The 15276-nt window shown below is 51.9% G+C and carries 11 protein-coding genes; 10 read left to right on the top strand and 1 reads right to left on the bottom strand.

Annotation, left to right across the window (positions count from 1 at the left end):
- Nucleotides 1-177: 177 nt before the first annotated feature.
- Nucleotides 178-1218, bottom strand: coding sequence for a LacI family DNA-binding transcriptional regulator (locus MKX98_RS22110; RefSeq protein WP_194543594.1), 1041 nt, complete (start codon nucleotides 1216-1218; stop codon nucleotides 178-180).
- 532 nt (nucleotides 1219-1750) lie between these two features.
- Between MKX98_RS22110 and MKX98_RS22105 the strand changes: the two genes are divergently transcribed.
- The 10 genes from MKX98_RS22105 (at nucleotide 1751) to MKX98_RS22060 (ending at nucleotide 15228) form a co-directional block, all read left to right on the top strand.
- Complete coding sequence (locus MKX98_RS22105; protein ID WP_259445693.1) at nucleotides 1751-2647, top strand: ABC transporter permease subunit; 897 nt, start codon at nucleotides 1751-1753, stop codon at nucleotides 2645-2647.
- Nucleotides 2648-2663: 16 nt separating this feature from the next.
- Nucleotides 2664-3545 carry a carbohydrate ABC transporter permease gene (locus MKX98_RS22100; RefSeq protein WP_220684582.1) on the top strand — a complete coding sequence of 294 codons (882 nt, stop codon included), beginning with the start codon at nucleotides 2664-2666 and terminating at the stop codon, nucleotides 3543-3545.
- Between the two features lie 52 nt (nucleotides 3546-3597).
- Nucleotides 3598-5199 (top strand): ABC transporter substrate-binding protein, encoded by a 1602-nt coding sequence (locus tag MKX98_RS22095; RefSeq protein ID WP_339218365.1) that lies wholly within the window; start codon nucleotides 3598-3600, stop codon nucleotides 5197-5199.
- Between the two features lie 84 nt (nucleotides 5200-5283).
- Nucleotides 5284-6759, top strand: a complete 1476-nt coding sequence (locus tag MKX98_RS22090; RefSeq protein WP_194543590.1) for a glycoside hydrolase family 32 protein — start codon at nucleotides 5284-5286, stop codon at nucleotides 6757-6759.
- Nucleotides 6760-6793: 34 nt separating this feature from the next.
- Complete coding sequence (locus MKX98_RS22085; protein WP_194543589.1) at nucleotides 6794-7678, top strand: ROK family protein; 885 nt, start codon at nucleotides 6794-6796, stop codon at nucleotides 7676-7678.
- A gap of 80 nt (nucleotides 7679-7758) precedes the next feature.
- On the top strand, nucleotides 7759-11598 hold the full coding sequence (locus tag MKX98_RS22080) for a GH32 C-terminal domain-containing protein (RefSeq protein WP_339218362.1): 3840 nt from the start codon (nucleotides 7759-7761) through the stop codon (nucleotides 11596-11598).
- 225 nt (nucleotides 11599-11823) lie between these two features.
- Nucleotides 11824-12441, top strand: coding sequence for a ribonuclease HII (locus MKX98_RS22075; protein ID WP_194543587.1), 618 nt, complete (start codon nucleotides 11824-11826; stop codon nucleotides 12439-12441).
- A gap of 80 nt (nucleotides 12442-12521) precedes the next feature.
- Nucleotides 12522-14537: a hypothetical protein gene (locus MKX98_RS22070; RefSeq protein WP_339218360.1), complete on the top strand. Its 2016-nt coding sequence runs from the start codon at nucleotides 12522-12524 to the stop codon at nucleotides 14535-14537.
- Complete coding sequence (locus MKX98_RS22065; protein ID WP_339218358.1) at nucleotides 14534-14845, top strand: EscU/YscU/HrcU family type III secretion system export apparatus switch protein; 312 nt, start codon at nucleotides 14534-14536, stop codon at nucleotides 14843-14845. The genes MKX98_RS22070 and MKX98_RS22065 overlap by 4 nt, the downstream gene beginning before the upstream one ends.
- Nucleotides 14845-15228, top strand: a complete 384-nt coding sequence (locus tag MKX98_RS22060; protein ID WP_339218356.1) for a YraN family protein — start codon at nucleotides 14845-14847, stop codon at nucleotides 15226-15228. Before MKX98_RS22065 ends, MKX98_RS22060 begins: the two co-directional genes overlap by 1 nt.
- Nucleotides 15229-15276 lie beyond the last annotated feature (48 nt).

Genomic DNA, 15276 nt, shown 5'->3' with positions numbered 1-15276 from the left:
GAACGGTTCTTTTTTTTTCAATAAAGGGATAAACATCAGAGGCATGCCCACACACACTATCGTAAGAAAAACTTTCTTTCCTCGTGTTCCGACCTTCTGTCCAAGTATGTCGATCAGCGTCTTTCTTGTGGATCAACTGGAGGTCCATGGTGGAGTCTCAGCTCCTTCTGCAATCCCCTAGTCTATTTTTTCAGTCGATGCCCTGAAGAGCGGTTTTGTTTGGATATGCGTGACTTGATAGGGTAACGCCGGTTCTTTCACCCGGGACAACAGCATGTTGGCCGCTGCAATTCCCATTTCATCGCTATAGATATGTACCGTTGATAAATGGGGTTCAACGATGCGCGATTCAGGCGCATTATCGAAGCCGCATACGGCAATGTCGCCCGGGATGGCGATATGGTTATTCTTCAAGGCTTTCATCACATTGACCGCAATAAAATCATTGGCGCATACAAAAGCGGACGGCATCTGTTTCATCTGTTTCAGCCGCTTCTCCATCCAGTCGGACTCGGAGAAAAACTCACGGTCCGGGTTTAGAACACATTGTTCCAGATCCAGCCGGATCCCCATTTCGGTCAAGGCCCGATTAAATCCCACCCAGCGTTCATTAAAGCTCTTGCAATGATGGATGTCCCCAATAAATCCCAAAGACATGTTGCCCTGCTCTATGAGCCGCCTGGTCATGTGGAAGGTGCTGTGTTCATTCTCCATCAGTAGTAAATCCGCTTGCAAGTCCGGGTAGAACATGTCAGCGGCACAATCGATAAATACGGTAGGAAGGCCGAGGCTTGTGAGCTCCTTGCTGTATTCCATATCAAATAACTCAATACAGATGATTCCATCCACTTTGGAGGATTCAAAATTGTTAGGCAGCGTCCGAGAATTTCGATCGATGTCCCGGACGATATGAATGGACAGGTTATAGCCTTCCGCGCTGATTCGTTTCTCAAGCCCGCTGATTAAGCGCGAGCCAAAATGGGAGGTGCTCGGAAGATTCGCCGTGAGAAGAGCGATGTTTCCCGGGGTTTTGGTCAGCAGGTTGTCCGTCTCCATGAAGGCAAATTGTTTGTATTTCAATTCGATTGCTTTTTTGATGACCCTGCTGCGCGTCTCGTCCGGAATACTTTCGCTGCCGTTCAAAGCTTTGGATGCCGTATTTCTGGAGATCCCCAGTGCATCCGCAATATCTTGAATTGTGACTTTTTCTTTCGTCATGTATCTGATTTCACCTCAAATGATCAACTTCATACTAGTCTCGTTGTTTCTCCCAGGCGCTATTGACCTGAATATCTTAAATCAAATGTATAATAGATTAGCTAAAATAGCAACCTCAACTTTACAAATGCACAGTCAACTTAACATTTAAACAACAGGGGTTTAGTTGAAATTGACTTCGTTATTCCATTACATTTGTTAAAACATCATCTAACAAGGATGGAAAGGGTGGGAATCCGTAATTCTACGTAATAAACGACATGGGTTACCCGTGTTTATGACAAATGGATGAAGTAAACGAACAATGTATATTGTCAATTGCACAAATAAATTTTTACAAAAACGATTGACTGAAGTTACATCATTTGATAAATTGTAAAAGCGACATTCAACAAAAGTGAAAAATGAAAGCCTTTTCTGTAAGCAATATGTAAACTTCTCTAGAAAGAACGGGGGAACAGGTTTGGAAAATTCAATGGAACCAGCCAACCAGGGGGCAGGGATAATCAGAGAACGGAGTTCTGCGGGGCGAATGCTCGCTTTCATCAAGAAAAACTATTTTCTGTACATACTGCTAGCTCCGGCGCTTATATTGACCCTTATTTTCAAATACGTCCCGATGTACGGTGCCGTAATCGCATTTAAGGATTTCAGTCCCATTAAAGGGATTCTGGGCAGCGAGTGGGTTGGGCTCAAGCATTTTGAAAAGTTTATCGCCTCGCCGAATTTTGACGTCATTTTTATGAATACGCTTAAATTGAGTTTTCTTGGTCTGATCTTTAGCTTTCCGGTGCCGATCCTGCTTGCGCTCATGTTAAACCAGGTTCGCAGAGCGACGGTCAAGAAAAATGTTCAGCTGTTTCTATATGCACCCAATTTCATTTCGGTGGTCGTCATTGTCGGGATGCTGTTTATCTTCTTGTCCCCAACGGGGCCGATCAATCAATTGGTCATTTGGATGACGGGAAATCCGCTTATGTTTATGTCGCAGCCGGAATATTTCAGGTGGATTTATATCCTATCGGATATATGGCAGAGTGCCGGATGGGCCTCCATCATCTATGTGGCTGCTCTTGCGAATGTGGACCCGGAGCTGCATAACGCGGCCAGCCTGGACGGAGCTAACCTGCTCCAGCGCATTCGAAATATCGATCTGCCCACGATTAGGCCGATTATGGCGATCGTCTTCATACTTGCGGCAGGGGGCATTATGTCTATTGGCTTTGAAAAGGCTTATCTGATGCAGACCTCCATGAATCTTCCCACTTCTGAAATTATCGCTACCTATGTATACAAGGTCGGCTTACAGTCAGGCGATTACGCGTACTCGGCAGCGGTTGGTTTATTCAATTCCGTCATCAATGTCATTTTGCTCGTGACGGTGAACTTTATTGTCCGAAAACTCAATGAAGGCGAAGGCCTCTACTAGGAAAGGAGACATATTCATGGCCGTTAAACATTCACGCTTCGACCGCTTTCTGTTGTCATTAAATGCAATCTTTTTAACGCTTGCCGTACTGGTCGTGATCGTTCCATTGGTTTACATTGTCGTTGCTTCGTTCATGGATCCCACCGTGCTGCTGAATCAAGGACTATCTTTTAAAATTTCCGATTGGAGCTTGGAAGGATATCAGATGATCCTGTCCAATCCTGCGATGCTTCGCGGATTTGGCAATGCGGTGTTCTATTCAACAGCATTTGCGCTTCTCACGGTAACGGTTTCGGTCTGTGCGGGATACGCCCTTTCGGAGAACCGGCTGGCCGGACGACACTTTTTCATGACGCTGTTCATTATCACCATTTTTTTCGGAGGCGGACTGATTCCTACGTACTTGCTCGTGAGGGAGCTTGGCATGCTCAATACGGTATGGGCCGTGATCATCCCGGGTGCGGTCAATGTGTGGAATATCATTTTGTCCAGAACCTTCTTCAAAGGGGTACCGAATGAATTGAAGGAGGCTGCTAATGTGGACGGGGCTTCCGATATGAAAATCTTTGTCCGGATCGTTCTGCCGCTATCCAAGCCCATTATCTTTGTGCTCGCGCTGTATGCCTTCGTTGGCCAGTGGAACGCATTCTTCGATGCCATGATCTATCTGGACGATCCCAAGCTGCACCCGCTGCAGCTCGTTCTTAGATCGATTCTGATACAAAACCAGGCTGCGCCGGGCATGATCAGCGACCAGCTTGCGATGGCGGAGCTGAAACGGCTCTCGGAAATGATTAAATATTCGGCGATCGTGATATCCAGCCTTCCGCTGCTGATTATGTATCCGTTCTTCCAAAAGTACTTTGAAAAAGGTGTTATGGTAGGCTCGCTCAAATAGTGGCCCGCCCTCAACATAGTAATCCAAATATATGATTCGGGAGGTCATTGATATGAATAAGAAGGGATTCAAGAAACATAACCGTAAAAAAACGGTAACGCTGACAGCTCTGGCAGCCGTGCTGCTCTTGGCCGGATGCGGCAGTGGCGGTGAGGCACAAAGCGAGTCGCCGGACGGTAAGGTCACCCTGAACGTCCTGACGCAAAGCTCTCCGCTGGCTCCTGCCGACCCTAACGAGAAGCTGATCAACAAGCGGTTGGAGGAGAAAACCGGCATTCACATCAAGTGGAAGAACTACACCAGCGATGTATTTGCGGAAAAACGCAATCTGGCCGTGGCGAGCGGCGATTTGCCGGATGCCATTTTCGATGCCGGATACGGAGACTATGATCTACTGAAATTGGCGAAGGACGGGGTTATCATTCCCGTGGAGGATTTGATCGAACAGCATATGCCCAATCTCAAAAAGGTACTTGAGGAAGCACCGGAATACGTCAACATGATTACGGCGCCGGATGGGCATATTTATTCCTTCCCATGGATCGAGGAGTTGGGTTCAGGGAAAGAGCGGATTCAATCGGTGGATAACTTCCCCTGGATTAACGTGGAGTGGCTCGACGCCTTGGGGCTTGAGATGCCAACCACCACGGAAGAGCTAAAAACGGTATTGAAAGCGTTCAAAACCCAAGATCCGAACGGCAACGGACAGGCGGACGAAATACCGCTTTCCTTCATTAATAAGCCGGGCGGCGAGGATCTGACATTCCTGTTTGCTTCATTCGGTTTGGGCGAGAACTGGGATCATACCGTTGTTACGGATGATGGCAAGGTGGTGTTTACCGCAGCAGAGGAGGGGTATAAGGAAGCCATAGCATTCATTCACGAATTATATGAAGAGGGATTAATCGACATTGAAGCCTTCCAGCAGGATTGGAATACCTACCTGGCTAAGGGAAAGGACCACCGGTACGGCATGTATTTTACGTGGGATAAAGCCAACATCACGGGCATGAATGATACGTATGACCTGATGTCGCCGCTTGCAGGACCATCCGGTGAGATCAATGTGACGAGAACGAACGGGATCGGTCTTGACCGGGGAAGATTGGTCATTACCAGCAGCAACAAGAAGCTGGAAGAAACGGCAAAATGGATCGATGCGATGTATGAACCGCTCCAATCGGTTCAGAACAACTGGGGAACCTACGGTGACGATACCCAGCAGAATATTTTTGAGCTGGACGAAGCCAAAGGGATGCTGAAGCATCTTCCGCTTGAAGGCACGGCTCCGGTAGAGCTAAGACAAAAAACAAGCATCGCGGGGCCGCTTGCGATCCTGGACGAGTATTATGGCAAATACACCACGATGCCGGATGATGCTGCGTGGAGGCTCAAACTCATGAAAGACGTCATGGTACCGCATATGAAAGCGGAGAATACGTATCCGAAAGTGTTCTTCTCCATCGACGAGTTGGATCGCTTATCCACGATTGAAGCGGACTTGTTCCCTTACCTGGAAAGAATGCGCACCGAATGGTACCAGAATGGAAAAGTAGATCAGGAATGGGACGCTTATCTGAAGGAATTGGATCGACTTGGACTTCAGGAGTGGCTGACGATTAAACAAACGGGATACGACAGGAACATGAAGTAACCGTGTGGAATGCGGCCGCCGTTGATGCATATGGTTGAAGTACGGTCGTAAACCCATGATAACGATAATGAAGGAGATCACCGAATGTCTAAGACAAAACAACAAAACTATCGAAATGCCTATCATTTTTCACCACAGAAGTACTGGATGAATGATCCCAATGGCATGGTTTATTTTAAAGGGGAATACCATTTGTTTTATCAGCATCATCCCTTTGGCACCACATGGGGACCCATGCACTGGGGGCATGCGGTCAGCAAGGATCTGGTTTCCTGGGAAGAGCTTCCCATTGCATTAGCGCCGGATGAACGTGGCACGATTTTTTCGGGGAGTGCCGTTGTAGATTGGAACAATTCCAGCGGATTTTTCGACGAAGGGCCCGGGCTTGTGGCGATTTTCACTCACCATCATGATGCGCCGAGCGCGCAGCAAATGATTCAGTATCAAAGTCTGGCGTACAGTAAGGACGAAGGAAGAACCTGGAGAAAGTATGAAGGAAATCCGGTCCTTCGCCATGACAGCTATGTTGATTTTCGGGATCCCAAAGTGTTCTGGCATGAGCCGTCATCGCAGTGGGTGATGATTGTGGCGTGCGGACAGACGGTATGTCTTTATCGATCTTCCAATTTAAAGGAATGGGTATTTGCCAGCGAGTTTGGAGAGGGCATCGGATCTCATGACGGAGTATGGGAATGCCCCGATCTGTTCCCTCTTACTACGGAGGACAATGGAATACGATGGGTCATGCTTGTCAGCATTGGCGATGATCCGGCCTATGTCGAGGGCTCCAGAACGCAATATTTTATTGGAGATTTTGACGGAACAGCGTTTATTCCGGATGAGCGCTCCAAGTGTGATGTGCGGTGGCTGGATTACGGCAGGGACAATTATGCCGGAGTCAGCTGGTCCGACATTCCTGCACCGGATGGCAGAAGGCTGTTCATTGGCTGGATGAGCAATTGGAAATACGCAAACCTGACACCGACGGATGGTTGGAGGGGGGCCATGACCTTGGTGCGGGAACTCAAGCTGGAGACGCTGCAAGGTGAAGTCATGGTAACGCAGCAGCCGATTCGTGAAATCGAAGAGTATCGTCATGAGGTGCTTTCCTTGCGTGATATAGCCGTGGATGAAGCTGCTGTCCGATTAGCGGCTGTACGGCTGGAGAACTTCGAGATCCTTGTCCGCTTTGATCCAGCATCTTCGCTTGGTTTGAAGGTAAGGGCAGGATTAGGACAAGAAACGTTGGTCGGTTGGGATGCAAGGTTAGCCGAAGTATACGTGGATCGCAGCCGTTCAGGGCAGGCGGATTTCCACAAAGATTTCCCCGGCAAGCATGCGGCACCGTTAAAGACACCGGGCTCTATGCTGGAACTGCGGATCTTCGTGGACCGTTCGTCCGTGGAGCTGTTCGCGGATCGCGGGCAGGCGGTGATCACGGATTTAATTTATCCTGATCCCGCATCAACGGGCATAACCGTGTTTGCTGATGATAACCGGAAGGTCATAGAATCCCTCCATATCTATGAGGTTTCTTCATCTGGTGGCCAGTTAAAGTAATATGAATCGATAAGACATAAGGAGATCCGGCAGTATGCATATTGGAGCAATGGAAGCGGGCGGCACCAAATTTGTCTGCGGTATTGGAAGTGAAGACGGAATCGTCAAGGACAGCATCAGCTTTCCGACAGGACAGCCGGAAGGGACATTATCCAGAGCCATTTCCTACTTCAAGGATCATGAGGTAGAAGCCATTGGCATCGGGTCATTTGGCCCCATCGATCTGAAACAGGAGAGCCCGACATACGGATATGTAACGTCAACACCGAAACCTGGATGGTCGCATACAGATGTCCTTGGTAAGATGAAGTCGCATATGAACATTCCCTATGGCTGGGATACGGATGTCAATGCAGCTGCTTATGGAGAAGCGACTTGGGGAGCAGCGAGGGGGCTGAGCAGTTGCGCTTATTATACGGTGGGTACAGGTCTTGGGATCGGCCTTTATGCCGAAGGACGACTGGTTCATGGATTGGTTCATCCGGAAGGAGGCCATGTTCCCGTTAAACGCCATCCGGAAGATGGCTTTGGAGGAACCTGTCCTTACCATGGCGATTGCTTGGAAGGATTGGCAGCAGGGCCGGCGCTTGAAGCCCGATGGGGGTTGAAAGGACATCTGCTGCCGGCCGACCATCCCGCTTGGGAAATCGAAGCCTATTATATAGCGCAATCCATAACCGGACTGATCCTGACGAATTCCCCGGAGAAGATCATACTGGGCGGCGGGGTTATGCAGCAAGCTCAGCTGTATTCCCTCATTCGTGCAGAGGTGAAGCGCAATTTGAACGGATATGTGCTTGCCGACGAAATTGTACACGATATCGAGAATTATATAGTTCCTCCGGTATTAGGCACCCAGTCCGGTTTATGCGGCGCATTGGCTCTGGGAATCCGGGCATGGCAAGATTCGCAACGATAAACAATTGGGAGATCAGCCCGAGTGTTCGGGCTGTTCCTTCCTATATAACGTGTGGTAAAGAATCGAAACGAGGTGGTTATATGAAATTACCGCAGGATGTACATACGATGTTGCTGCGCACGATGTCTGCGATCACGATGACCTTATTGCTGGCGACAAGCGTCATTCCGGATTCGGCATGGGCTGCGTCAGCGATCCAAGAAGCGAATGCAGCTTTGAAAGGGAAAGGAGAAAACGACATTTTTGAAAGCGTATCCAATGTAAAGACCAACCTCGAAGGGTGGCAGTTGAAGGGCAGTGGCAATATGGAACAAACGGCAGAAGGTTTACGGCTTAGTTCCGATTCAAGTGAGAATGCAGCGGCGATCTCAGCAACCAGAGCGGATGATTTTGTCTATGAAGCCGATGTGATGATTACGGATATGCAAGCAGATGCTTCGCTGGTCTTTCGTTCAAGCGTTGACGGCTGGTCATCGTATATGCTGCAAATCGTACCCAGTGCAGGCTTGGTTCGCCTCAAGGATGCCCGCGAAGGGAACGGAAGATTGAAGGTTGAAAAAGCGCTCTCGTTGAGTCAAGGGGAAATCGTTCACCTTAAGGTCAAGGTGGTAGGCAGCAATATCAAGGTGTTTTGGGGAAACCAATATGAACCGATAATGGAAGTCGATGATACGGCTTATTCCACAGGACAGCTGGGTCTACATGTGTGGGATGGTTCCGCCCTGTTTCAAAATATCAAGGTGAGCGAGTGGAAAGGCAACTTGTTCGGACCGGTAAATACGAGCGGGGACTGGCAGCCTGACATCAAAGGGCTTAAGGGATCGGCATCGGAAGGGCTCGAAGCCTACAGAATCTATAAGAATGCGGCTGCGGATTATGTGCTGGAAGGCAATATCACCTTAGGGGGACAGGCTGAAGCCGGGTTCTATTGGAGAGGGAACGATCAAGGAACGGAGGGATACGAAGCCATATTCAGGAGAGAGGATGATCAGGTCCGGGTAACGCTGGAAACCTCGGATGGAAAGGTGATTGGCGCATCGAGCCGTACATACCCAAGCCTGCCCACAAGTGCGCATCATGTAGAGATCCACGTCTCCGGAGACAGAACTCAAGTCACTGTAGATGGTTACGAACCCGCTGCGATCCGCATTTCCGACGGAAGTTACGCGGACGGATCGATCGGGATGAAGGTAAAGTCCGGAACGGCTTACTTTCAGGACGTGTACGTAACTCCGATGGAAGATTATTATACGGAGGAATACCGCCCGCAGTATCACTATAGCCCAATCCGAGGCTCGGTAAGCGATCCGAACGGATTGGTCTATTTCGAAGGGGAGTATCATCTTTTCCATCAGGACGCAGGCCAGTGGGCGCATGCGGTCAGCCGGGATCTGCTGCATTGGAACCGGCTGCCGATCGCACTGCCTTGGAACGATCTCGGACATGTCTGGTCGGGTTCCGCCGTAGCCGATACAACGAACGCTTCAGGTCTGTTCGGGGATTCTGGAGGCAAAGGACTCATTGCCTACTATACATCCTTTAATCCTGATCGGCCGGGCGGGAATCAGAAGATCGGACTTGCTTACAGCACCGATCACGGACGGACCTGGACGTATTCGAAAGAACGGCCGATCCTCATCGAGAACCCGGGCAAACAGGGCGAGGATCCCGGAGGATGGGATTTTCGCGATCCCAAAGTGGTTCGGGATGAAGCCAACAACCGCTGGATCATGGTGGTATCAGGGGGAGATCATATCCGCTTCTATACCTCCGACAATCTGGTCGATTGGTCCTTAACGGACCGTTTCGGGTATGGGGAATATATCCGTGGAGGCGTGTGGGAATGCCCGGATCTGTTTCAGCTTGCCGTGGACGGCTCGGGTCAGCGCAAATGGGTGTTGATGATCAGCAGCGGCGCTAATCCGAACACCCAAGGCTCCGATGCGGAATATTTTATCGGCGATGTGACGCCAGACGGCAAATTTATGAATGATCATACGGCGGGGACCGTGCTGAGAACGGATTGGGGCAAGGAATTCTATGCCTCCATGTCCTTCTCCGACCTGCCGGACAATCGTAGGATCATGCTGGCATGGATGACGAACTGGGATTATCCCTTCAGTTTTCCGACTTCGGGCTGGAAGGGCCAGCTGACCATACCTAGAGAGCTGTCGCTCAGAACGACGAGTGAGGGGATACGTCTGCACCAGTCTCCAATCTCTGAGCTTGAGACCCTCCGGAATACGGTCATCCATGTGAACAACAGGGAAGTGACGGAGACCTCGCAGAATGTGTTAAAGGGAATTCAGGCCGGCGCGTTTGAAATCGAGGCGGAAGTCGAGATTCCGACAGACAGCAGCGAGCTGGAATTCGGCTTCCGGCTGCGGGAAGGCGGCGGACAACAGACGGTGGTCGGTTATAATAATGCCGCGCATCATATGTTCATTGACCGCTCGGCATCGGGAACCACGGATTTCTCCAGCCTGTTCTCGACCGAACACAAAGCTATGCTTCAACCCGTAGATGGAGTGGTCAAGCTGCGTATTTATGTCGATGAATCTTCCGTCGAGGTGTTCGGCAATGACGGAAAGGTTGTGTTCTCGGACGTTATTTTTCCGGATCGGGCCAGACGGGGGATGAGCTTTTACACCCAAGGCGGTCAAGTGAAGCTGAAATGCCTGAAGGTGCATGAGCTGGATTCGGTCTGGGTGCCTCTTGCTCCATCGGAACCAGCTTCCCGCATCCTGTTGGATTCATACGAGCTGGACCTGTCCCAGGGACAGACCGAATCATTGTACGCAGCCGTGGATCGTGTCCCGGGCAACGGGAAGAAACCTCTGGTTTGGACATCCAGTGATCCCGATACGGTCCGGATTGTTTCATCCGATGAGACCCATGCCGTAATGAAAGCGGCGAATCCGGGAGAAGCCGTCATTACGGCCTCAACCCCAAACGGAAAAATATCGGCGAGCACCCGCGTGTTGGTCACGAGCGGAACATTCAAAACGAATCTGACGGGATGGAAACCGGATCTTACGGCCTCGAAGTGGGTCCTTACCGAGCATGGAATCCGGGGCAGCCATTCAAGCGATGCTAATTATATGGCGCAAGAGAAGGCAGGAGACTTCACGTTCGAGGGAGACATGCGGCTTGGGGAAGCAGGCGGTGCCGGATCCATGCTGTTTCGGTCAAGCGGGGACGGCAGAAGCGGATATTATCTGAATCTGGACCCTGGTTTGAAGTCGATTCGGCTCTTCTACATGGTCGAAGGTCGATTCGAGGAACGTCAGGTCCTGGACAGCGTACCCAGCTTTATCCAAGGGGGGAAAACCTATCACCTGAGAATTGAAGCGAAAGGTCCGCATATTCAAGTCGAAGTGGACGGGAAGAAGGTCATCGATGTGATGGACGGGACATTTGCCGAAGGGCATTTTGGGGTCAATGTGTTCGGCGGACAGGCTTCCTATCAAAATGTCTACGTCCGTCAATCGTCTGAAGCTCGTCTGACGAAAACCAGCTTCACGAACGAAGCCGTGAACCAGGTGATCTATACCGAGAAATCCGTAAACGGCGAACCCGTTACCGTGAAGGAATCAACGGGTACGGGGAACCCGTTATGGGTATTGGTACCAACAGGAGAGGACGATACGTATTCCATTCGTACACCGGAAGGCAAGGCTTTGGATGTGGATACCGGGCAGAACCGGATTCAGTTATACACATATCTCGGTTATAACAATCAGCGATGGCGAGTGGAACGTCAGGAAGATGATACGGTAACCATCCGTTCCGTGCACGATGGCCGGGCGATTGCCGTAAGGGCTGACGGTTCGGGGCTTGAAATGAATGAGCCGGATGCCGGTTCGGATCGTCAGCGATGGCGGCTTGGCCCTGAAGCCAAGGGAGCGATAATCGAATAAGGGGAGGGCTGCCGTTGCCGGCGGCTCTTTTTTTTCGGGGTTTATAACCGATGGTTCGGCGATGGACGAACCAATTCCTGCCGGGATGCGGGGACGGATAAAAGAGTGACGCTCCGTGGCGAGTATGATACTCTAGAAGAGTTACTAGATTGATAGAACAGATGGGAAACACCATGTGCACGTATAGGTAACAAACGGTAATTCGGAACCAAAGGGGTTAAACCTATGACAGATTTACTAATGTATGAGCGAGAGTATTGGAGCCGTTATATACATATTGCAGGCATCGACGAGGTCGGCCGAGGCTGTTTGTTCGGCGATGTGGTCGCAGCAGCAGTCATTTTGCCGGAGGGGTTAGTGATTGAGGGGATCAACGATTCGAAGAAACTCAGTGCCAAGAAGCGGGAGACCCTCTATGACCTCATTATGGAACAGGCACTGGCGGTCGGCGTTGGTTTGGTGGACGCGGAAACGATTGACCGCATTAACATCAAACAAGCCGCAAGACTTGCCATGAAGATGGCGATCGAGCAATTGGCTGTTACTCCCCAGTTTCTGCTTGTTGATGCTGAGAAGGTGGAATGTGATATTCCCCAGCGTGCCATCATCAAAGGCGATGCGAACAGTCAGTCCATTGCCGCGGCCTCCATTATTGCCAAGGTGACTCGCGACAGATTGTGCGAAGGGGAATGGGAGACGCGTTATCCGGAATATGGAATTGCCGTACATAAAGGCTACGCTACCAAGTTTCACCGTGAACAGCTGCAGCTGCACGGACCTACCGCGATGCATAGAAGAAGTTTTCTGAAAAATATGGAGATTGAGCAATTGTCGCTATTCTAGATTTCGATGCAGCCCGCCCTCGTCAAAAGGCGGGCTGCTGCCGATATATAAGGTATACAGAAGGTGTGGGAGGAACTATCGTGAACATCGGATCGTTGATTCGCGGACTCCTGGGAGAGCAAAAGCCGGGAGACGCCAAGACGTTGGAATTAAAGCCGGGTCAGGTCGTTCGCGGTGTCGTTATGAACGTATCGGAGGACGGGCAGGAAGCTGTGGTGCAGATCCAGGGCGTTCAAGTGAAGGCGAAGCTGGAAACGCCGCTTCGAGCCGGGGAAACCGCTCTTCTGCAGGTTCAGCCGCCGGGAGAGGGAGGGACGGCCGTTCTCAAGCCGCTTAGTCAAACGCCGGGACAGCCGCTGTCCCCGTCTTCGATGGCTGAGGTGCTGGATTTTGCCGGTCTTCCGGATACGAAGGAAAACCGCGAAATGATCAAGGGTATGCAGAATGCAGGAGTCCCGCTGACGAAGGAGAATATCGCCATGTTCCGTGAGGCATTGGCCGTGAAGCCTCCGCAGATTCCCGCGGCGGAATGGGCGGAGTCGGCTGCAATCGCTTTTCACCGCGGCCTGCCGATTACCCCCGAAAGCGTGAAGGGACTGCATCAGGCGGTGTTTGGACCCCAGCTTCATCAACTGCTGCAATCGTTGGAGCAGCAGCTAGCGTCTGCTTTAAGCAACGGTAACGGAGGCGCTGCGGCTGCCGGAAAAAATGCAGCGTCCGCTGTGTCTTCAGCAGCAGCTGGCGCAGAGGGGATCGCTGCCGCGCAGCAGCAAGCAGCAGCGGCGAACAATGCTGCTGGAGGTGCCGCACAGGCCGGCGCAGGTCAGCAGGCACTGCTGACCAAGCTGCAGGGCCTGCTGCAGCAGCTGCGCGGCGAACTCGCGCAGCCATGGGCCAGCGGCGGCACGGCAACGCCTGCCGCCGGCCAACCCGCCGCCGTGCCTATGGGCCCGGCGGCGGGTTCAGGCGAAGGGGCCGCAGGCCCTTCGCCAAAGCCGCCCACCCCTGGCGCGGAGCCGTGGGTGGGGCGGCTCTTGAAGCTGCTCGGTGCGGAGCACGAGCAGCAGGCCCTGCGCGGGGCCGGGACGGGCCCCGCGGGCGAAGCGGCGCGCAGTGGCAGCGCCGCAGCACCAGCCGGGCAGCCTGCGGCGGCGCCCGGCAGCAGCACGGCCGCCGCGCCCGGAGCGAGTGCGGCTGTGTCCGCATCGGCAGCTGCTCCAACGGCAGCAGGCGCGGCTGCCCCGCCTCCTGCTGCAGCGCAGCCAACCGCTGCTGTGGCAGCCCAAGCATCCCTGCCCGCCACTCCTGCCCCTGGCAGCGGTGGCGCAGCAGCGAGTACGCCAGGAGCCTCCGCCACGCCAGGGAATGCGGGGAATGCGGCGAATGCGGCGAATGCGAATCAGCAAGCTGTTCCGAATGCTCAGGCTGGTGCCGTGAATCAACAGGGCTTGACGCAGCCGGTTGTGCCATCCGGCCAGCAGAATTCTGTCCAAGGCGTACAACAGGCTGTCATGGCCTCAACGCAAACGGGTGAATCGGCGCTTGCCCTGCAAGACACACTGAAGGGAGTATTGCTTCAGGTGCTATCCAGCCAAGAAACGCCGCCTGCGCTAAAGGAAGCGGCACAGCAACTCGTTCAGCATTTAACAGGCCAGCAGCTCTTGCTAAACACGGATCGCACGGCACCGTTTGCGCAGGTCACGATGTTCATCCCTCTGCATGGGGTCGATGGGGAACAGACGGCATCCGTACATATTCAATCCCGCAGAGGCCGCAAAGGCGAGCTGGATGCGACCAACTGCAGGCTTTTGTTTGACTTGGACATGAAATTTCTGGGCCCGACCTTGATCGATGTGCAGGTTGTTGACCGGATCGTCAGCCTCAGCTTTCGGAATGATCAAAGTTACGCCGCGGAGCTGTTTGAAGGAAAAAAAGAAGAGTTGGCTCAAGCTGTTTCGTCTATCGGCTACCAATTGCTCAGCGTAAAAACAGAACCGCTGCCCCTGGTTGCCCCGCCTAATTCAGACATGTCCGTACAGGGAACGGCAGCAGAATACACCCCGCAAACCTATAAAGGGGTGGACATGCGCATATGACCAAGCAAGAGAAAGAGCAAGGGCAAATAACAGCCATGAAAAAGGCAGTTGCCCTGAAATATACGCCTGGCGAGAGCGAAGCGCCGGTTGTGGTTGCCAAAGGGAAAGGGAAATTGGCGGAGTCTATATTAGACAAAGCTAAAGAGCATGGCGTCCCTGTCCAGGAAGATGCAGCTTTGGTGGAGATTCTCTCCAAGCTGGATCTGGATCAGCAGATTCCCGAGGAGCTGTACCAGCTTGTAGCGGAAGTGCTGACATATGTTTATCGTGCGGATCGTCAAGCGAAAGATGGAGGAATGATGCCATAATGAACTCGCCTTCCGGCAAAAAGGACAGCCGCAAGCAAAAAGGAGCTGCTGCCGAAGAGCTGGCGGCCGCTGCCCTAATTGAAAAAGGATACCGGGTTTTGGAACGGAATTGGCGCTGCCGCTTTGGAGAACTGGACATCGTTGCCGAAACAGGGGGGACCCTTGTGGTGATTGAGGTCAGAAGCCGAAGCGGTACGGCCAGTTTCGGCACGCCTTCCGAGTCCGTGAACGCCCGCAAAATGATGCAGGTCCGAAACACAGCCCAGCAGTACGTTCATCAAAAGCGTTATTATGAACGGCCGGTCCGGTTTGATGTTATCTCCATTATTCTTCGCCCAGATCTGACGCCCGTCTCGATGGATCATATCGAGAATGCATTTTAGATGGATACGATCCAAAGCATCTATAAGGATACCAAAAAGAAGGTGATA

It is taken from the genome of Paenibacillus sp. FSL W7-1332, assembly GCF_037969785.1.
Classification (GTDB): Bacteria; Bacillota; Bacilli; order Paenibacillales; family Paenibacillaceae; genus Paenibacillus_AQ.
Note: the sequence above shows the minus strand (reverse complement) of the source record. Positions and strands in the feature narration are given on the sequence as shown.

Bases quoted from the DNA above. Each gene is read 5' to 3' on its own strand.
- MKX98_RS22110 (WP_194543594.1), bottom strand. From the start codon at position 1,218: ATGACGAAAGAAAAAGTCACAATTCAAGATATTGCGGATGCACTGGGG.
- MKX98_RS22105 (WP_259445693.1), top strand. From the start codon at position 1,751: ATGCTCGCTTTCATCAAGAAAAACTATTTTCTGTACATACTGCTAGCT.
- MKX98_RS22100 (WP_220684582.1), top strand. From the start codon at position 2,664: ATGGCCGTTAAACATTCACGCTTCGACCGCTTTCTGTTGTCATTAAAT.
- MKX98_RS22095 (WP_339218365.1), top strand. From the start codon at position 3,598: ATGAATAAGAAGGGATTCAAGAAACATAACCGTAAAAAAACGGTAACG.
- MKX98_RS22090 (WP_194543590.1), top strand. From the start codon at position 5,284: ATGTCTAAGACAAAACAACAAAACTATCGAAATGCCTATCATTTTTCA.
- MKX98_RS22085 (WP_194543589.1), top strand. From the start codon at position 6,794: ATGCATATTGGAGCAATGGAAGCGGGCGGCACCAAATTTGTCTGCGGT.
- MKX98_RS22080 (WP_339218362.1), top strand. From the start codon at position 7,759: ATGAAATTACCGCAGGATGTACATACGATGTTGCTGCGCACGATGTCT.
- MKX98_RS22075 (WP_194543587.1), top strand. From the start codon at position 11,824: ATGACAGATTTACTAATGTATGAGCGAGAGTATTGGAGCCGTTATATA.
- MKX98_RS22065 (WP_339218358.1), top strand. From the start codon at position 14,534: ATGACCAAGCAAGAGAAAGAGCAAGGGCAAATAACAGCCATGAAAAAG.
- MKX98_RS22060 (WP_339218356.1), top strand. From the start codon at position 14,845: ATGAACTCGCCTTCCGGCAAAAAGGACAGCCGCAAGCAAAAAGGAGCT.